Below are 18,254 nucleotides of genomic sequence, written 5' to 3'. Positions count from 1 at the left end.
CCCACGGGCATCACGCCCGACAGGTACCGAGGGGGATCCGTTGAAGATCGTGCTGCCCGGGGGCACCGGACACGTGGGCAGGCTGCTGGACCGGGCGTGGACCGCCGCCGGGCATGACGTGGTGATCCTCACCCGGGGGCCGGGCGGCGGCCGCGAGACGCACTGGGACGGCCGCACCCTCGGCCCCTGGGCCGAGGCGGTCGACGGCAGCGACCTGGTGGTCAATCTCGCCGGACGGAGTGTCAACTGCCGCTACACACCCGCCAACGTCCAGTCCATGATGGATTCGCGCGTGCACTCCGCCCGGGTCGTCGGGGAGGCGATCGCGGCCGCCGCCCGGCCGCCCCGGGTCTGGCTCCAGATGAGCACCGCCACCATCTACGCCCACCGCTTCGACGCGGCCAACGACGAGGCCTCCGGCCTGCTCGGCGGCGCCGAACCCGGCGTTCCGGCCTACTGGGCCAACAGCGTCCGGATAGCGCAGGCCTGGGAGCGGGCGCAGGAGCTGGCCGACACTCCGCACACCCGCAAGGTGGCGCTGCGCACCGCGATGGTGATGGGGCCCGAGCGCGGCGGCGCCTTCGACCTCATGCTGCGCATGGCCCGCCTGGGCCTCGGCGGCCCGATCGCCGGCGGCGCCCAGTACGTGTCCTGGATCCACGAACGCGACTTCGTCCGGGCCCTCGACTTCCTGGCCGACCGGGAGGATCTCGCCGGGCCGGTGAACCTCGCCGCCCCGGCCCCGCTCCCGTACCGGGACTTCATGCGGGGGATCCGGGCCGCCTGGGGCATCCCGGCCGGCCTGCCGGCGACCCGCCGGATGGCCGGGATCGGCGCGTTCGCGCTGCGCTCGGACACCGAACTGCTGCTCAAGAGCCGCCGGGTCACCCCCGGCCGGCTGTTGCAGGCCGGCTTCGGCTTCGAGCACACCCGTTGGCCGGAGGCCGCAGCCGATCTGGCGGGGCTGGTCCGCGCCGGGTGAGCGGCCCGCCCCCGGCGGCACCCGGTCCCCCGCCTGCCTGCCTGCCTGCCTGCCTGCCCACACTGCCCGCCTGCCCGGCTGCCCGGCTGCCCGCCCGGCGGCGCCGATGCCCGCCGTCGTTTGCTTGTCATCGTTTCGGGTGCGTGTTAGAACGGGTTTGCATCGCAGACGAAGCGTCCCCGCGCAAACCGGGACGTCTCCGAGACCGACCACCCGGGCCGGAGCAGCGGGAGCCCCCGGCCCGCCCCGCAGGGAGGCGGACATGACGACCGTCACGCGCTGGCACAGCTTCCTCCAGGACGTCCAGGGCCGCGCCGAGTACCGGGACGAGTGGGAGGCGGAGAACGCCGCCCGCATCGTGGTGGCGCTGCTCGGGTCCCACCTCCTCGGCTCCGAACGGACCGAGCTGGCCGAGCGCCTTCCGCTGCCCTACGTGCCGCTGCTGCTGGACGCCCCGCCGGCCGAGGGCCCGATCAGCGCCGAGCGGTTCGTCGGGACGGCCGCCACCTGGATCGACGGCGCGACGCCCGCCACGGCCAGATGGGACGTCTGCGCCGTCCTCAGCACCGTCGCCGAGGCGGCCGGCCCGGATCTGCTGCGCCGCCTCCTGCTACAGCTCCCCGAAGGCTACGACCAGCTCTTCGGGCGGCTCCCGGGCCGCTCCGACGCTCAGCCCGCCTGAGCGTTGTACTCCGCGAAGCGGTCGATCAGCCCCTGCGGCGCGTCGGCGCCGAAGCACAGCACGAGGTTCTCGGCGGAGTCGGCCGCGGACGCCTCGCTGCGCGGGAACAGCGCCTGCTCGTACGCGGCGAGCGCGGCCTCGGTGGCCCCGGGGTGCGCGACGACGGACAGGGCGAGTTCGGCGCCGTCGAGCATGGCGAGGTTGGCGCCCTCACCGGCGAACGGCGACATCAGGTGGGCGGCGTCGCCGAGCAGGGTCACCCCCGGGACGCGCTCCCAGCGGTGGCCGACCGGCAGTGCGTGGATCGGACGGGCCGTCAGCGTGCCGTCCGCCTCGGTGACGAGGGCCCGCAGGCTCTCGTCCCAGTCCGCGAACTGCTCCAGCAGGGCGGCCCGCGCAGCGCCCGCGTCGGTGAGGTCCACACCGGCGGCCCAGTCCTCGGGGGCCCGCAGGGCGGCGTAGACGTGCAGGCTGCCGTCGCCCTCCCGGTGGGCGAGGAAGCCCCTGCCGTCACCGAGGGCGAAGAGCATCCCGCCGCCGACCACGGCGGCGCTCCCGGGGTGGCGGGTGTCGGCGTCCAGCAGGTCGAACTCGACGAAGGACAGGCCGCAGTAGGCCGGCACCGCCTCCGAGAGCAGCGGGCGGATCCGGGACCAGGCCCCGTCCGCGCCGATCAGCAGGTCGGTGGTGAGGGCCGAGCCGTCGGCGAGGGTCACCTCGTGCCGGCCGCCGCCCAGCGGGCGCGCTCCGGTGATCTTGGCGTCCCAGCGGACGGTGCCCTCGGGCAGCGAGCCGAGCAGCAGGTCGCGCAGCCGTCCGCGGTCGACCTCGGGGCGGTCGCCGTCGCCGTGGTCGGCCTCCTCCCGGTGCACGACGCCGTGCCGGTCCAGGATCCGCATCGCCTCTCCGCCCGGGTGGACCAGCGCCCGGAACTCCTCGTACAGGCCGGCGGCCTTCAGGGCCACCTGACCGGAGTCGTGGTGGATGTCGAGCATGCCGCCCTGCGGGCGGGCGGTCGGCGAGGCGTCGAGGTCGAAGACGGCGGCCTCGATGCCGTTGACGTGCAGGACGCGGGCCAGGGTGAGGCCGCCGAGTCCGGCGCCGATGACGGCGACGGGGTGGTGTGTGGTCATGGGTCTCGCTCCTCGGGGTCGTGCCGGGACGGGTACGGAGGGGGCCGGGGCCGTGGTCAGGGGTGTTCGGGCGTGCCGGGGCCGGGAGTGCGGACGGGGGTGTGGTCGGAGGCGTGGTCGGAGGCGTGGACGGGGGTCTGCAAGATGCCGTTGAGCAGCATCCGGAACCCCCAGGACAGCCGGGCCGCCGGCTCGCCGGAGAGCAGCTCGTCGGCGAGCGAGGCGGTGTGCGGGTGCGTCCGGCCGGAGGCGCCGCGCAGGGCGGCGGCCAGCGCGTCCCACTCGCCCCGGGTGCGGGGGGTTCCGTCCCGGCCGGCGTGTTCGGCGGCGGTCGCGGTGGCGTACTGCAGCAGCAGGTCCAGGCCCCAGGCCGCCTGCCCGGACGGGACGCCGCCCTCGTCCAGCAGGGCCAGGACCGCCTCCACCAGGTTCAGGTAGTGCGCTCCGCTGGGTCGGGCCACCAGGGCGGACTGGGCGAGGCCGGGGTGCTCGAACAGCATCAGCGTGTAGGAGGTGAGCAGCCGCTCCAGCCGGTCGCGCCAGTCGCCGCCCGCCGGGGGCCGCTCGACGGTGGCGAGGAGTTCGTCCAGGATCGCGGCGTGCAGTTCGGCGGTGTTGCGGACGTACACGTACAGCGAGGCGGGCCCGGTGTCGAGCTCCTGGGCCAGCCGGCGCATGGTGACCTTCTGCAGGCCCTCGGCCCGCATGATCCCGACCGCGACGGCGACGATGCCGCCGCGCGTCAGGGCGGGCTTCGCCGGGCGCTCCCGGCGGCTGCCGGGCGGATCGGTGCGTTCTGTCATGCCACCACCGTAACGAACATGTTCGTTACGAACAAGTTCGACGCAGGTCGGGCGCCGTTTGGTGCCCGACCTGCGTCTCAGGTGGTGGTGACGATCAGACGTTCGGATGGCGCGGTGACGATCGGATGGCGGCACCGGTCAGGAGCCGGGGCCGGTCAGACACCGGACCGGTCAGGCGGCGTCGGGGCCGACGTCGGCGGGGGTGAGGGGGCGGCGGACCGGGGCGAGGGTCGTGTACTCGTCGGCGCCGACATCGCGCGAGCTGCCGCGCGGGTGGCCGTCGAGGTCCTGGGTCACGACGGGGTCGGTCAGCGTCGCCGCGTTGATCGCGGGGCTGCCGGCCGAGAGCCGGTACACGCCGTCGGACTCCAGTCGCAGGAGCGGGTCCACCCGGCGGTAGCCGCCGGACGGGACGGTGCCGTTCGCCGCCGCGCCCCAGAGGATGTTGCCCTGCCAGGTGAAGCCGGTGGCCCCCATCGCGACCAGGCTGCCGGTACCGCCGGACAGGATGTTGTCGGCGACGACCACGTCCCGGGGCTCGTGGGCCCGGGTCTCGCCCGAGAGCGTCCCGGCGTTCCCGACCAGGGTGTTGTACGCGATCACCGCGCGGTCGCAGGCGTCGTTGCCGCGCCGCTCCTCGGTGGTCTCGCCGGAGTGGTGGTCGCGGGTGGTGCCGCTGCCGATCACCAGGGCGCGGCCGGACAGGCCGGCCAGGTAGTTGTTCACCACCAGGTGGTCGTTGCCGTACAGCCGCAGACCGTCCGTACCGCCGAGCAGGTGGTTGCCCTCCACCGTGGTCCGGTTGCCGTGCCGCAGCACGATCCCGCCGCGGCTGTCCCGGACGGTGTTGTACCGGACGGTGTTGTCCGAGGACTTCACCGAGACGGTCTCGGGGTCACCGTCGCACCGCTCGAACAGGTTGTACTCCACGAACGCGCCGGCGCTGGACAGCGCCCGGCTGCTGACCCCGAGCCGGATCGGCTCGCCGCCGTTGGCGCCCGGGTAGCTGTGGTCGGAGAAGTGGTTCCTGAGGATCTGCGTCCGTTGCGCCATCGCGGTCGTGCCGGGGCCGTCGACGACGAGGAAGATGCCCTCGGTCGTCCGGTCGTGGAAGTGGTTCCGGTCGATCTTGGCGTCGTCGCCCCGCACGACGACCCAGTCGAGCCCGCTGACGTCGGCGAACCGGAAGTCGTTGCGGGTCAGCCGGATGCGCGGACAGCTCGCCGGGATCTCCAGCGTGCTGCTCTGCCGGAACGCGAACCCGCTGACGGTGATGTTGCTGGAGTCGCTGAACACGAAGCTCCGCTCGCCCTGCAGCACCGCACCGCCCCGGGACTGCGACACGACGGTGATCGGCGCGTCGGTGGTGCCGTTCCGGCCGGAGATCCTGACGGAGCCCCCCGCCGGCACGGTGTACGTCCCGTCGGCCACGACGATGCGGTCGCCGGGGACGGCCCGGTCGACGGCCGCCTGAAGGTCCTTCAGGGAACCGACCGTCACCGTGGCCGCCGCCGCGCGGGCCGGCCGCAGGACGGAGAGCGGGACGGCGGCGACCGCCGCGCCGATCAGCGTGCCGGTGAGAAAGGTTCGTCGTTGCATGGCGCCTCCTGTGGGAACGGCCGGGCCGGGAAACTGACGGTGCGCCGACAGCTCGCGGGGACCGTACCAGCGCGAGGCCCGCTCCCGGCCGGCCGGCTGACGGCCGCAGGGCCGTCCGGGCAGACCGGACGGCGACCCCGGTCTCGTCCTGACAGGCCCGCCTGACCTGCGGTTTCTCCTGACTGAGGACGGGACTGCACGGCCACCGCCGAAGCGGCGGGCGCGCGGCGCGATGCCCGTTCGGGCACCGCGCTCGACCCCAAGAGGCGGCCCGCCCCCGGCGCGCTTGCCTTCGAGGCTGCCGCCCCCGCATCCTGGCGAGCCTCGGCGACGGGACATCGTACGGCTCAGGGCGAGCGGAGGCGGGCGTGATGATCACCCCGTCGTGACCGCTCTGCCAGGGCTTTCCCCGGCGTTCACTTCGTCGTCGAACCGGATACCTATGATCACCGGAGTCCGGCGAGTGCCGCCGCGGTAAACCTCCGCCCCACCCCTGCCGGGAGGGCGGCCGACGCGGCCCTCCTGCTCCGCGCCGGTGGCCAAGGGGAGTGGAACACTTGGGCATTCGACTGCTCGGCCCGATCGAACTGCGGACCGTCACCGGAGAGCCGGCCGAACTCGCCGGCCCGAAGCGGCGGGCCGTACTGGCGCTGCTCGCGATCGAGTTCAACCGCGCGGTACCGCTCGGCCGGTTCTTCGAACTGCTCTGGGACGAGGAACCGCCGGCCCAGGCCCGGGCCGCCCTGCAGGGTCATGTCGCGGCGCTGCGCAAGGTGTTGGACGGCACCGCGTTCGAACTCCGCACGTGTGCGCCGGGATACCTCCTCACCGGCGACGCCGGACAGGTCGACCTGCTCCGGGTCGAGGCGCTGGCGGCCCGCGCCGAGGCCGCACCCGGCGACGACCGGTCGGCGGCCGTCCTGCTGAAGCAGGCACTCGACCTCTGGTACGGGGTGCCGCTGGCCGACCTGCCGGACACCGCGCTCTGCCGCGCCCTCGGCGACCGGCTCGGCGAGACGCGCGCCCGGGTGCTGACCTCCTGGGCGGAGCGGCAGCTGCGGCTCGGCCACGGCGCCGCCGCCGTACCGGCGCTGGAGCAGTACGTGCGCGGCAACGGACTGCGCGAACAGGCGGTCGCGCTGCTGATGCGCTGCCTGCACCAGGACGACCGCGTCCCCGACGCGCTGGACGCCTACCACCGCGCCCGCGCCCGGCTGGACGAGGAGCTCGGGATCGCACCGGGCCCGGCCCTGCGCGAGGCCCTCGGCGCCGTCCTGCGGGACGAGAGCGCGGGCCGGCCACTGCCGTACGCGCCGGCCCCCGGATCACCCGGCGCCCGGGTGCCGGGCCGCCGGCCACCGTACGACCACCCGGCCGTAGCGGCGGCCGGCCTCGCCCTGCCCCGGCGCCCCGACGGCCTGGTCGGCCGTACGGCCGAGTGCCGCTGGCTGGACCGCGAGTGCGGGCCGGAACGGACCGGCGGCGGACTGGCGGTCGTCACGGGCCCGGCCGGGGTCGGCAAGACCGCCATCGCGGTGCGCTGGGCCCAGGACGCCACGGCCGACTTCCCCGACGGGCAGCTCTTCGTCCCGCTGCGGGGCTTCGACCCGGCGGGGCCCACCCCGCCCGGGGAGGCCCTGGGCCGCCTGCTGCGCGCCCTGGGGCTGCCGGAGTCCGCCGTTCCCGACGATCCGGCGGCCCGCACCGCGCTGTACCGCGAGGAGACCCGCCGACGCCGGCTGCTGGTCGTGCTGGACGACGCCCGGGACGCCGCGCAGGTCGCCGCGCTGCGCCCGGCCGGGGCGCGCTGCGCCACCGTCGTCACCACCCGCAGCACGCTGGAGGAGCTCGCCGTCACCCAGGGGGCGGCCCTGCTCGGCCTCGACGCGCTGCCCGCCGCCGAGGCCGCCGAACTGCTGGCCCGGCTGCTGCCGCCCGGCCGGGCCGCCGCCGAAGCGGAGCCGGCCAGGCGGCTCGCCGCGCTGTGCGACCGCCTGCCGCTCGCGCTGCGGATCGCCGCCGCCCGGCTGGCCTCCCACCCGGCCTGGACGATCGATGCGCTCACCACCGTGCTGGAGGAGGAGCGCACCCGGCTGCTGCTGCTGGACACGCCGGGCGACGTCGGGCTGCGCAGCCGGCTCACCATGACGTACCGCCGGCTGCCCTGGGACGCCGCGCAGCTGCTGGCGCTGCTCGCCGTCCACCCGGGCCCCGAGGTGGACGCCTACGCGGCGGCGGCCCTGCTCGGCACCGACATGCCGGCCGCCCGGCTCGCCCTGGCCGCGCTGACGGAGCACCACCTGCTGGCCGAACGCGCACCCGGCCGCTACGAACAGCCGGGCCTGGTCCGGGCCTTCGGCGCGGAGCTGCTGGCCGAGCAGGGCGAGTCCGTCCGGTACGGCGCGGCGGGCCGGCTGCTCGACCACTACCAGGCGGCGGCCGAGGCGGCCGCGGATCCGGTCGTCCGGCGCCTGCGGACCGCGGTGGCGGACCGGGCCGGCGGCGAAGCTCCGTGGCTGCAGGCCCAGTTGTCCTGACCGTGCCCCCGGCCCCGCCTGACCCGGCCGTCACCGCCCGGCGGGCACCCGCCCGGCCGGCGACGACCGGGAATCAGGCGGCCGCCACCACGCCCTGCGCGACCAGGACCGGGCGCAGGGCGCGCAGCGCGTAGAAGTTGCGGGACTTGACGGTACCCGCCGGCACCCCGAGGGCCCGGGCAGCGTCGGCCACCGAGCGGCCCTTCAGGTGCAGTTCGGTCAACACCTCGCGGTGCAGCGGCTGGAGCCGGGCGAGTGCGACGCCGATGTCCAGCGCACCGAGCACCTCGTCGAACGGGTCCTGGGTCGTCGCCCGCTCCTCGGGGGTCTCGTCGGTGACCTCCTGGGCCCGTGCGGCCTGCATCCGGAAGTGGTCGATCGCGATCCGGCGGGCGACGGTGAACAGCCACGGCCGGCTCAGCTCGGGCCCCCGGGAGATCGCCTCCGGGTGCTGCCAGGCGCGCAGCAGGGTCTCCTGGAGGATGTCCTCCGCCTTCCCCCGGTCACCGCTGGTCACCCGCATCAGGGCGCGCAGCAGGTACGGGCCGTGCAGGCGGTAGAGCTCCGCCAGGGTCTCCTGGTCGAGCGTGGCGCGCGGGGTGGCCACGGCGGCTGCGGCGGCCCCGGTGGCCGTCGCCCCGGACGGGCCGGTGTCACCGGCGGCGTGGGGTTCGGACCTGTCACGGTTGTTCATGACCATGGTTCTGCTGCTCCGGCTGGCACAGGCGTGAGGGAGCCGCCGGACAGCCGGACCGAGTGCTCCGGTCCACGTCCGCGGCCTGACAGGACGATCTTCGCCAGGCGCCCCAACAGTGGGCCAATGATCCGCTTATGTTCCCGGAACGGACATTGGTGGCAGCTCCTCACCGGTCGGCGGAACGCCCTTCCACCCCTCCCCCACCGCCCCGAACCGGGGCAGCACGAGCGCGGCGGCGGGAGCCGCCACCGCCAGCAGCGCCTGCACGCCGTCCTCGCCGAAGCGGTCGATCAGCACCGCCACCCAGCGGACGGTTCGTCGGCGCTCCTCGTCCGTCCAGCCGCCGGCCGCCAGGTACTCGTCGACCACCAGCGCCTCGGCGACCTGCCGCAGCTCGGGCGACGGCAGAGTGCCCGTCCCCGTGAGCCCGCGCAACGCCAGTGACCGCGCCGTCCGGATCACCTCCGGCGCGCCGAGCACCGCACCGGGCCGCACCCCGTCCTCGTCCACCAGCACATCCGTTCACCGTTGGGCGGCCGTGGCCGAACCGGCCCGCGTACGGGCCGGCGCGCGGTCCGCACCGCGCTGCTCCGGTAGACCGCGCTGCTTCGGTAGAACGGGCGCGGCGGGCCGCGGGTTCACCGGCGGCAACTCCGTTCACCGGCGGCAATTCCGGAGCGGGGGTGAACGGTCCGGGCCGCCCGCCCCGTTCTCCTGCTCGAACGGCCTGCGGAGAAGCGGTGCAGGGGCGCATGCACAAGCGCGGGGGCCGCTGTGGCGGCAGGAGAGGGACACGTGGCAGCCGAGGAGAGCAGCGCGACGGTACCGGTGCAACGGCTGACGCCGGGCGCCGACTGGGAGCGGGCCCCCGACTACAGCCCCGCCGACTGGCCGGTCGCAGCACCCCCGGCGATGCCGGCACCGGCACTGTCAGGCCCCCCGTCGGTCTGGCGGGAACCGCTGGACGCCCTGGGGACGGTCCTGGTGCCCGCGGCCGAACGACCGGGGCCCTTCGTGACGGCGGCCCCGGCTCCGCCCGCCCCCGCTTCGGCTCCGCCCGCCCACCCCGCCGCCGCTGTTCCACCGACCCGGCCGACCCGGCCCACTCAGCCCGCTCCCGGCCGCACCGAGCCCGTGCCGCAGCTGCCTCGGCCGGTCCTTCCGGCAGCCGCGCCGGCGGCCCCCCGGCGCGGCCGCCTCGATCAGGCCCAGACCCTCGGGACCGGCCTCGGCCGCGCCGTCGGGTTCAACCCCGGTGAGCGCGACCGCCGGCGCCGGCTCGCCGCCATCCGTACGCCGCTGCACAGTTCCTTCCGGATCGCGGTGGTCGGCCTCAAGGGCGGAGTGGGCAAGACCTCGACCACGCTGGCGCTCGGGTCGGTGCTCGCCGAGCAGCGTACGGACAAGGTCATCGCCGTCGACGCCAACCCGGACACCGGGACCCTCGCGCAGCGGATCCGCCAGGAGACCCGCGCGACCGTCCGCGACGTGCTGGCGGCGGCCCCCTCGATCAGCGGGTACATGGACATCCGCCGCTTCACCTCGCAGACCCCGAGCGGCCTGGAGGTGCTCGCCGGATTCGCCGACCCGGCGGGTGCGAACGCGTTCACCGGCGAGGACTACCACCGGCTGATCACCATGCTGAGCAGGCAGTTCCCGATCGTGCTGAGCGACTCGGGCACCGGTCTGCTGCACAGCTCCATGCGCGGCGTCCTGGACCTCGCCGACCAGCTGGTCGTCACCGCCACCACCAGCGTCGACGGTGCGAGCAGTGCGAGCAGCACCCTGGACTGGCTGTCCGCCAACGGCTACGACGCCCTGGCCCGGCGCAGCGTGACGGTGATCTCCAGCGTCCGCGGCACCGGGCGGCTGATCCGGGTCGAGGACCTGGTGGCCCACTTCCGGACCCGCTGCCGGGATGCGGTCGTCATCCCCTTCGACGAACATCTGGCGCTGGGAGGGGAGTTCGATCCGGCGAAGCTGCGGACGAAGTCCCGCCGGGCCTTCCTGGACCTCGCCGCCCTGGTCGCCGAGGGAATCGCGGACGTACGCCCCCGGAGCCGACCTCAGCCCCATCAGACCAACCAGAAGCATCAGCCCCAGCACCACCAGTCGGCCGCGCCGCACACCGGCTGACCGAACCGGCCGAGCCCGCCGGCCGGCCGGCACGCCGCAGCCACACGCGCGTCCAGGTCAGGCGGTGCTGATCGAGCGCCCGGTGACCCTGCTGGGGACGACGCGCACCCACAGGTCCCGGGGCCCCGGCGCCCACGGGACGGCTCCCGGCTGGTCCGCGAGCCGCCGCACCGTGTCGATGTCAGTGATGTGCTCGGCCGAACCGACGACCAGGACACTCCAGCCATCGCTGAGCAGCTCGTTCACCTGATCGACCTCGAAGGCCACCTCGCTGCCCTCCGCCACCGCAGCGATGCCCCTGCGGGCCGTCCGGTAGACGAGCGAACGAGCGTCGACCAGGTAGTTGACGGGCAGGACGGCCGGGCCGGACTCCGCGGAGAGGGCCACCCGTCCGACGCCGTGGTCGGAAAGCCTGTCCCAGCATTCGTCGGGCGTGAGGCTGCCGAGTCTCGGGTGGGGCGCGGCCGACTGCTGTCCCGGCGGAAGGTCGGCGCGGCCCTCGACCAGCTCGCTGTAGGTCATCTTCAGGACGGCGGCCAGCCTCAGCGCGGAGGCCGGATCGAAGTCGCCGGCCAGCTCCTCCAGGGACTGGAGGTACCGCGGTGCCATGCCGGCCCGGCCCGCCACCTCCTCACGGGTGAGTCCGAGCTCCCTGGAACGCAGGGCCACGCGCTGGGCGATGTCCCCGGAAACGGGTCGTACCGCGGCCTGCTCCTCGGAGCGGGGGCTGCTCTCGTTCATGGCTGTCCACCTTCCTCCCGTCGAGCATGTCACTGCTGGGAGTGGCAGGCGTCCCGGGTTGCTCCGCGCACCGCCCCGTGAGCGGGCCACGGCCTTCCAGCCGGCACACCCGGCGTCACCGCACCCGTTCCAGGGCGCCCGCGATCAGCCGTCCACCGTCCAGCGGCCCGGCTGCCACCCCCGGCGGCGGCCGCGGGAGAGCACCGCCCCGGCTCCGGCCACCAGGGCGGTGCCCACCAGGACGCCGCCGGCGACGGCGACCGCGTGCCACTGGGCCGGGCGGGCCGGGGGCGGCGGCAGGGCGGCGACCGCCGTACGGGCGGCGGAGGGGGCGGGGGCCGGCTTCCCGGGCAGCGCGGCGGCGACGGCAGCCGTCGGGTCGACGGTGCCGTAGCCGAGCCGGGGGTCGGGGAGGAGGGTGCCGGGGTGGTAGGCGGTGGTCTTCAGCCGGTCGGCCAGCTGGGCCGGGGTCAGTTCGGGCCGGTAGCCGAGGACCAGGGCCGCCGTGCCCGCCACGACGGCGGTCGCCAGGCTCGGCCCGGAGGCGGTGAAGTAGCCCGCGCCGCCGGGGCCGACGCTCATCAGCGCGTCGCCGGGCGCGACCAGGTCGATCCGGCCGGAGTTCGCGGCCTCCGCCTGCGGCAGGGCGCCGCCGGGGCCGAGGTCGGAGACGGCCAGGACGTCCGGGTAGGAGGCCGGGAGGGCGCCGCTGTCGGAGGCGCCGGATCCGGTGGAGTCGGGGGCGGAGGGCGCGATGACCAGCGCTCCCCGCGCTCCCGCGTAGGCCACGGCGGCCGCCAGTTCGGGGCCCGCGCCGGGGACGGGCACGCCCACGGTGATCACCCGGGCGCCGCCGTCGGCGGCGGCCCTGATCCCCTTCGCCAGCAGGTCCGCGCTGGTGTTGCCGACGTCGTCGGTGACGGCGATCGCGAGGATCCTGGCCTCGGGGGCGATCCCGGCGAAGCCGAGGCCGGGCTGCCGGTGACCTGCGATCAGCCCTGCCAGGAAGGTGCCGTGGCCGACGCAGTCGCGCCCGGCACCGCCCTCGCCGTACAGGCGCGGACCGAGGGTGAGCCGGCTGTCCAGCACACCGGAGGAGGCGTCGACGCCGGAGCCGAGCACCGCGACCGTCACTCCGGCGCCCCGGCTGAGCGCCCAGGCGCCCTCCGGCCGGAGGAAGGTCTGCGCCCACGGCGTCAGGTCGGTGGTCTTGGCGGACGGTTTCACGCAGCCGTCCTGCTGCACCCCGGGAGCGGTCTGGCCGATCGCCGGGAACGACGCCGGGGAGCCGGCTCCGGCTCCGGCTCCGGGAGCGGTGTCGGCCAGGGCGGCCGGGGCCGCCGGGTGGGCCAGCACCAGGTCGCAGCCGAGCAGGGCGCAGCAACAGCTCAGCAGGGCTGCGACGGCCGCCCTGCGCGGCCGGGTCACACCGGGCTCCCCTGCGGCGCCGGCAGGTCCTGGGGCAGCAGCAGGCTGAGTTCGGAGACGTCCGCGATGTCGAGCCGGGCGAGCCGGCCGGCCTGCCGGGTGACCATCGCCTCCAGAGTCCGGCGGGCGAACCGGCCGTTGCCGAAGTTGCGGTCCTTGGGGACGGCCGCGCAGAGCGCGGCGAGGGCGGTGAGCGTCTCGGGGGCGCACAGGTAGCCGGCCGTCTCGGCCTGGCGGCGGACGATGGTGACGAGTTCGTCGTCGCTGTAGTGGCCGAAGGGGATCCGGTGCGAGAAGCGGGAGGCCAGGCCGGGGTTGGAGTCGAGGAAGCCCTGCATCTCCTCCTCGTAGCCGGCCACGATCACCACGACTTCGTCGCGGTGGTCCTCCATCAGTTTCATCAGGGTGTCCACCGCCTCCTGGCCGAAGTCGTTGCCCGCGCCGTGGCGCGGGGTGAGGGTGTAGGCCTCGTCGATGAACAGCACGCCGCCGCGGGCACGGTCGAACGCCTCCTTGGTGAGCTGCGCGGTGTGTCCGACGTAGCGGCCGACCAGGTCGCCGCGGGCGGTCTCGATCAGCTGGCCGCCGGGCAGCACGCCGAGTTCGGCGAGGATCGCGCCGTAGAGGCGGGCCACGGTGGTCTTGCCGGTGCCGGGCGGACCGGCGAAGACCAGGTGGTGGCTCATCGCGGCGGTGGGCAGTCCGGCCTCCTCGCGGCGGCGGACCTGCTTGATCAGGTTCACCAGGTTCTCGACCTGCTCCTTGGCGGCGGCCAGGCCGACCATCGCGCGCAGTTCGTCCAGGAGTCCGGTGCGGCCCTCGCCGCCCTCCAGGCCCTGCCGGGCGGCCGCGGCCTGCTCGCCGAGGTCCGCGGGGACGAGCAGGGCGAGATCGGCGTCGGTGACCTCTGCGAGGACGGCCAGCCGGGAGGCCTGCCGGTCCACCATCTCCTCGAAGACCTTGCGGGCGGCGCGGCCGTTGCCGAAGTCGGCGCCCTTGGGCATCCGTTCGAAGTGGACGGCGAGGGCGTCCACGGTCTCCGGGGGGAGTTCGTAGCCGTGGCCGGTGGCGGCCCGCTCGACGATGGTGACGAGCTCCGCCGCCGAGTAGTTGCGGAACTCCACCGTCCGGCTGAAGCGGGAGGCCAGGCCGGGGTTGGAGCGCAGGAAGTCGCTCATCTCGTCGGAGTACCCGGCGACGATCACCACCACGTCCTCGCGGTGGTCCTCCATCAGTTTGACCAGGGTGTCGATGGCCTCCTGGCCGAAGTCGGGCCCGCTGCCGCCGGAGCCGGCGGACAGCGTGTACGCCTCGTCGAGGAAGAGCACTCCGCCGAGGGCCTCCTTGAAGACCTCGGTGGTCTTGATCGCGGTGCCGCCGATGATCGCGGCGACCAGGTCGGCGCGGGCCACCTCGACCAGGTGGCCGCTGCGCAGCGCGCCGAGTTCGGCGAGGATCGCGCCGTAGAGGCGGGCCACGGTCGTCTTGCCGGTGCCGGGCGGGCCGGCGAAGACCAGGTGCCGGCTCATCGGGAGGACGGGCATCCCGGCCTGCGCGCGGCGCCGGGCCAGCTTGTTGAGGTTGACCAGGGTGGCGACCTGTTCCTTGACGCCCTCCAGGCCCACCAGGGACTCCAGTTGGGACTGCGGACCGTCCGGCTCCCGGTCGTCCGGGGGCGGCGGCGGTCCTGCGGGTACGTCGGCGGGGGCCGCACTGCCGGGCTCCGCCGCGGCGTCGGGTGCGGGATCCGTGCCGGGGGCCGGGACGGGCGCCGCGCCGGCGGTGGCGGCGCCGGTGACGTCGGCGTAGGCGTTCTCCCGGCTGGTCAGGCCCTCCACCGACAACCGGGTTCCGCTGCCGGCGCCCGTGCGGCGCAGGCCCGAGCCGCGGTTGCCGGTGGCCGCGCAGTCGGTGACCCGGACGGGCTCGTCGGTCTCGACCCGCAGGCCGTCCACGGCGTTGTCGAACAGCTCGCAGGCGTTGAGCACGGCCCGGGCGCCGGCCGCCAGCAGCACGCCGTGCCGCCGGCTGCCGTGCACCCGGGTCCTGGCCATGGCGAGTTCGCCGCCGTCCTCCACCTGGACGCCGTCGGTGCCGGAGCCGGCCACGTCGCAGTCGCGCAGCGAGACGATGCCGCCGGTACCGGCCTCGACACCGGCCGCGGCGGCGCCGTGCACCCGGCTGGCGCCGACCTGGACGTTGCCGCCGTCGGCGACCCGCAGCCCGGCCTTCCCGGTGGCGGAGATCTCGCAGGATTCGAGGCGGCCCCGGCCGTCCGCGAGCACCTCCAGCCCGTGGCCGCGCACGTCCGCGACGTCGAGGCGGCGCAGCATCGGGTTGGCGCCCTCCCGGACGCTGACCCCGGCGCCCGCCGCGTCGCGGATCTCCAGCCGGTCGAACTCGGGGGCGCAGTCGCCGGTCAGCTCGACGGCGTTCGCGCCGCTGTCGCGGACGCTGCTGCGGGTCATCGACGGGCTGGACGAGTCCTCCACCCGCAGGCCGGCGCCCTCCGCGTCGGCGACCTCGCAGTCCTCGAAGGTGCCCCGGGAGCGGCCGGTGACGTGGATGCCGTGGCCCTTGGTCCGGCTGGTGCGGCAGCGCCGGACCACCGGGTCGGTGCCGGCGGCCAGCACGATGCCGTGGCCCCTGGTGCCGCTGACGGTGCAGTCCTCCAGGGTCACCGCGGCGGCGGAGCTGACGTAGATGCCGACGGTGGTGTCGCGGACGGCGGTGCGCAGCACCCGGGTGGTGCTGTTCTCCTCCAGGGCGATGGCCGGCTTGTCGGTGGCGGAGATCTCGCAGTCCTCGACGGTGCCGCGGGCCTCGCCGTTGGCGCAGACGCCGTTGCCCCGGGCGTCGCGCATGACGCAGCCCCGGACGACCGGGTTGGCGCGCTCCCCGATCACCACGGCGGAGGTGCCGAGGTGCTCGATCACGCAGTCCTCGATGATGCTGGTGCCGCTGGAGGTCTCGACGATCCCGGCGCCGGCGGGGTTGACGATCCGGCAGCCGCGCATCGCGAGCGAGCCCTGCTGGCGGGTCAGCACGGCCGTCCAGGAGTTGCCCGCGACCTCGCAGTCCTCCAGCGCGGCCTGGCCGCGCGGGACGTCGACGGTCGGCAGGTCCTCGTCCTGTCCCTGGAGCACCAGGCCGGTGAGCTGGACGGCCTCCGCGACCACCTGGACGACGGCGCCCCGCCGGGGCGAGATGCGGACACTGCCCCGGGCCTCCGCCGCGGTGATGGTCACCATCTTGGTGACCACCAGGTTCTCCTCGTAGCGGCCGGGGCGGACGCTGATCACCGCACCACTGCGTGCCGCCTCCAGCGCCGCACCGATCGTGCGGTAGCCGCCGTCGCGCTGCTCCGCGCACACAGTGAGGACATGGCGCGTCATGCTGCTCGTTCTCCTCGGTCGTTCGTGGCTGTGCCGGCTCCCGTGCCCTGCGGCGGCGTCACCCGGTGCAGTTGGCCCGGATGGCGGACGCCGCGTGGTGGGCGTACTCCCTGGGGGTGCCCTTCCAGTCCTCGCCCCGGTCGTGCAGCATCACGGCGATCTTGCCGTCGGTCGCGGCATAGGTGCCGACCGACACCCAACTGCCGCGACTGGAAACCTGGTTGACGTTGAAGAAGCCGATCGTCCCGACGCCCGGGGCGGACTTGGTCTGGACGGTGTAGTAGGACGGCGCACCGCCGACGGCCTTGAGGTCGCTGCTGCCCGGCACGTAGACCGACAGCTGGCAGCTGCCGTTGACGACCGGGGCGGTGTTGAACGTCCAGACGATCGAGTTGCCGTTGTCCTTCGCCGCCGCGCCCGACATCGGCATCGAGGTGAACTTGCCGGTGCACCCGTCCGCCGCGTGGCCACCGGTGTTGGTGACCCAGCCGGCCTGTCCGGAGTCGAACCAGCCGTACTGCTGGGTGGTCGTGCCGGCGACGTTGCAGAACGGGCCGGCCACGACGTTGAACACCGGTTTGGCAGCCGCGGGGGCGGGCGCCGGTACGGGTGCCACAGCGGGCGGCTGGGCGGTGACGGGCGCTGCCGCGGCCGGAGCCGAGGCGGCCGGGGCCTGCGCGGCGGACGACGCCTGCGGGGCCTGCGCGGCGGCCTGCCCCTGCTGCGGCTGCGGTGCGGCGGCGGACTTGCCGGCCGGCGCGGGCGCCGCACTCTTCGCGGGCACGCCGGCGGCCGAAGGAGCGGCCCCGCCCGGGGCGGCTCCGGCGGTGGGCGCTGCGGCGGGGTCCCCGGGAGCGTCCGTCGGCGGGGCCTGGCCGGGCTCGCCGGTCGGTGCGGCGGCGGCGCTCTCGGGGGCGGGGGTGCCGACGTTGCCGTGGGCGTCGGTGCCGGGGACGAGTCCGTCCAGGCCGCCGTCCTGCTGGCTGTAGCCGGTCGGCGGCGGCCCGTCCGCACCCGGCTGCCCGCCGTCCCCGCCGCCGAACTGGGTCAGCCCCAGCGGCACCCCGATCAGCACCAGGCCGGCGACGACGGCGGCGGCCACCATCGGACGGGAGATCCGGCCCGGCCGCCCCGGGTCCTGCGACTGCGCCTGCCCGGGTTCCTCCACCGCGGCGGCGAGCGCGGTGAGCGGCTCGGCGGTCGCCCCGGCGGCCAGGGCGGGGACGGCGGGGACGGCTCCGGCGGGGACGGCTCCGGCGGGCAGCGCGGCACCCGCCGGCAGCGCCGGGGCGGTGCCCTCGACGGTGGCGGAGGCCGCGACTGCCGACTCGGCCCCGGCGGGTGCCGCGGCCGGCTCCGCCTCCACCGGCCAGGCCACGGCGGGAAGTTCGTACCCGACGGCCCCCTGGCCGTCCGGCTGCGTGCCCCGGCCGCTGCGGTCCTTGCCCACCCTGGTTACCTGCCCCTCGACGACTGCTGTTCGACAGGACGCGCCCGTCCGCACCGTCTCGCGGGCGACAGAGGCATCCACCGGTACTGACGGCCGGCAGCCCCCGGCGGGTTCAGTACTCCCTGCGGCGGGCCGGACTCCCGGGTGCCGCCTACCCGGCCCGTCCGGCACCGCCCGGCTGCCACACCGGCGCCGACGGCTCGGGCGGGTCGAGGATGAAGGCCGCCGCCCGCTCGACGGTGTCCGCGTCCGGCAGCGGACCGGGGACGCCCCGGGCCCGCAGATGGGCGAGCAGCCCCGCCTCGGGCGCCAGCGCGTAGCGCTCCAGGTAGTACGTGACGGTGTCGGTCCAGATCCACTCGCCGTCCGTACGGAAGTTCATCGGGACGCCCGCCGCGCCGGAATTGTCGAGGACGTCCGCCATCAGCGCCGGCGTCATCAGCACCGGCGCCCCGGCCCGCAGGTACGCGAGGAGCGCGGCCAGCTCGGCGCCGTCCTCGACCAGGGGGTGGTCCGGTGCGAAGCCCGGCCCGGTCACCGGGTCGACGGAGTCGAACACCGCCGCGAGGCGGAACCCCCCGTCTCGCCCACCGGCCTCCCCACTCCCGACCCCTTTGCCCGCTCCGGCCATCGCACCCAGCTCCCGTCCGTCCTCGCCCGGCGCCCGGCCA

Annotated in this window: 14 protein-coding genes; 4 read left to right on the top strand and 10 right to left on the bottom strand. The window is 75.4% G+C overall.

What is annotated here, in order from left to right; genetic code table 11:
• Positions 1 to 40 precede the first annotated feature (40 nt).
• On the top strand, positions 41 to 982 hold the full coding sequence (locus ACFUK0_RS07440; protein ID WP_380247177.1) for a DUF1731 domain-containing protein: 942 nt from the start codon (positions 41 to 43) through the stop codon (positions 980 to 982).
• Positions 983 to 1,244: 262 nt separating this feature from the next.
• Positions 1,245 to 1,664 carry a DUF2267 domain-containing protein gene (locus ACFUK0_RS07435; protein ID WP_380247175.1) on the top strand — a complete coding sequence of 140 codons (420 nt, stop codon included), beginning with the start codon at positions 1,245 to 1,247 and terminating at the stop codon, positions 1,662 to 1,664.
• On the opposite strand, the gene ACFUK0_RS07430 is transcribed toward ACFUK0_RS07435, so the two are convergent.
• The 3 genes from ACFUK0_RS07430 to ACFUK0_RS07420 form a co-directional block, all read right to left on the bottom strand.
• Complete coding sequence (locus tag ACFUK0_RS07430; RefSeq protein WP_380247173.1) at positions 1,652 to 2,797, bottom strand: FAD-dependent oxidoreductase; 1,146 nt, start codon at positions 2,795 to 2,797, stop codon at positions 1,652 to 1,654. The two genes, ACFUK0_RS07435 and ACFUK0_RS07430, sit on opposite strands and share 13 nt — an antisense overlap.
• A gap of 56 nt (positions 2,798 to 2,853) precedes the next feature.
• On the bottom strand, positions 2,854 to 3,600 hold the full coding sequence (locus tag ACFUK0_RS07425) for a TetR/AcrR family transcriptional regulator (protein WP_380247171.1): 747 nt from the start codon (positions 3,598 to 3,600) through the stop codon (positions 2,854 to 2,856).
• 171 nt (positions 3,601 to 3,771) lie between these two features.
• A complete protein-coding gene (locus ACFUK0_RS07420) occupies positions 3,772 to 5,199 on the bottom strand; it encodes a chondroitinase-B domain-containing protein (protein WP_380247170.1) in 1,428 nt (475 codons plus the stop codon).
• Between the two features lie 557 nt (positions 5,200 to 5,756).
• Between ACFUK0_RS07420 and ACFUK0_RS07415 the strand changes: the two genes are divergently transcribed.
• Positions 5,757 to 7,736, top strand: a complete 1,980-nt coding sequence (locus ACFUK0_RS07415; protein ID WP_380247168.1) for a BTAD domain-containing putative transcriptional regulator — start codon at positions 5,757 to 5,759, stop codon at positions 7,734 to 7,736.
• 73 nt (positions 7,737 to 7,809) lie between these two features.
• Here ACFUK0_RS07415 and ACFUK0_RS07410 read toward each other — a convergent pair whose 3' ends face one another.
• Positions 7,810 to 8,430, bottom strand: a complete 621-nt coding sequence (locus tag ACFUK0_RS07410; protein ID WP_380247166.1) for a sigma-70 family RNA polymerase sigma factor — start codon at positions 8,428 to 8,430, stop codon at positions 7,810 to 7,812.
• Positions 8,431 to 8,565: 135 nt separating this feature from the next.
• On the bottom strand, positions 8,566 to 8,943 hold the full coding sequence (locus ACFUK0_RS07405) for a hypothetical protein (RefSeq protein ID WP_380247164.1): 378 nt from the start codon (positions 8,941 to 8,943) through the stop codon (positions 8,566 to 8,568).
• A 285-nt stretch (positions 8,944 to 9,228) separates the two neighbouring features.
• On the opposite strand from ACFUK0_RS07405, the gene ACFUK0_RS07400 reads away from it, so the two are divergent.
• Positions 9,229 to 10,569 (top strand): MinD/ParA family protein, encoded by a 1,341-nt coding sequence (locus ACFUK0_RS07400; RefSeq protein WP_380247163.1) that lies wholly within the window; start codon positions 9,229 to 9,231, stop codon positions 10,567 to 10,569.
• A 57-nt stretch (positions 10,570 to 10,626) separates the two neighbouring features.
• Here ACFUK0_RS07400 and ACFUK0_RS07395 read toward each other — a convergent pair whose 3' ends face one another.
• The 5 genes from ACFUK0_RS07395 to ACFUK0_RS07375 all read right to left on the bottom strand — a co-directional run bounded on the left by ACFUK0_RS07395 (position 10,627) and on the right by ACFUK0_RS07375 (position 18,142).
• Complete coding sequence (locus ACFUK0_RS07395) at positions 10,627 to 11,310, bottom strand: helix-turn-helix domain-containing protein (RefSeq protein ID WP_380247161.1); 684 nt, start codon at positions 11,308 to 11,310, stop codon at positions 10,627 to 10,629.
• 144 nt (positions 11,311 to 11,454) lie between these two features.
• Positions 11,455 to 12,738 carry a S8 family serine peptidase gene (locus ACFUK0_RS07390; protein WP_380247159.1) on the bottom strand — a complete coding sequence of 428 codons (1,284 nt, stop codon included), beginning with the start codon at positions 12,736 to 12,738 and terminating at the stop codon, positions 11,455 to 11,457.
• Positions 12,735 to 16,133: a right-handed parallel beta-helix repeat-containing protein gene (locus ACFUK0_RS07385; RefSeq protein ID WP_380247157.1), complete on the bottom strand. Its 3,399-nt coding sequence runs from the start codon at positions 16,131 to 16,133 to the stop codon at positions 12,735 to 12,737. Before ACFUK0_RS07385 ends, ACFUK0_RS07390 begins: the two co-directional genes overlap by 4 nt.
• Before the next feature lie 58 nt (positions 16,134 to 16,191).
• Positions 16,192 to 17,583 carry a hypothetical protein gene (locus ACFUK0_RS07380; RefSeq protein ID WP_380247156.1) on the bottom strand — a complete coding sequence of 464 codons (1,392 nt, stop codon included), beginning with the start codon at positions 17,581 to 17,583 and terminating at the stop codon, positions 16,192 to 16,194.
• A gap of 151 nt (positions 17,584 to 17,734) precedes the next feature.
• Positions 17,735 to 18,142, bottom strand: coding sequence for a hypothetical protein (locus ACFUK0_RS07375; RefSeq protein WP_380247154.1), 408 nt, complete (start codon positions 18,140 to 18,142; stop codon positions 17,735 to 17,737).
• Between the last annotated feature and the right edge of the window lie 112 nt (positions 18,143 to 18,254).

Origin of the sequence: Kitasatospora sp. NPDC057223 (assembly GCF_042669755.1) — a bacterium.
Lineage (GTDB): Bacteria > Actinomycetota > Actinomycetes > Streptomycetales > Streptomycetaceae > Kitasatospora.
This window is presented reverse-complemented; position numbering and strand designations above follow the sequence as displayed.

Excerpts from the sequence above, each read along its gene's own strand:
- ACFUK0_RS07435 (WP_380247175.1), top strand. The coding sequence starts at position 1,245 with ATGACGACCGTCACGCGCTGGCACAGCTTCCTCCAGGACGTCCAGGGC.
- ACFUK0_RS07430 (WP_380247173.1), bottom strand. The coding sequence starts at position 2,797 with ATGACCACACACCACCCCGTCGCCGTCATCGGCGCCGGACTCGGCGGC.
- ACFUK0_RS07425 (WP_380247171.1), bottom strand. The coding sequence starts at position 3,600 with ATGACAGAACGCACCGATCCGCCCGGCAGCCGCCGGGAGCGCCCGGCG.
- ACFUK0_RS07420 (WP_380247170.1), bottom strand. The coding sequence starts at position 5,199 with ATGCAACGACGAACCTTTCTCACCGGCACGCTGATCGGCGCGGCGGTC.
- ACFUK0_RS07410 (WP_380247166.1), bottom strand. The coding sequence starts at position 8,430 with ATGAACAACCGTGACAGGTCCGAACCCCACGCCGCCGGTGACACCGGC.
- ACFUK0_RS07395 (WP_380247161.1), bottom strand. The coding sequence starts at position 11,310 with ATGAACGAGAGCAGCCCCCGCTCCGAGGAGCAGGCCGCGGTACGACCC.
- ACFUK0_RS07385 (WP_380247157.1), bottom strand. The coding sequence starts at position 16,133 with ATGACGCGCCATGTCCTCACTGTGTGCGCGGAGCAGCGCGACGGCGGC.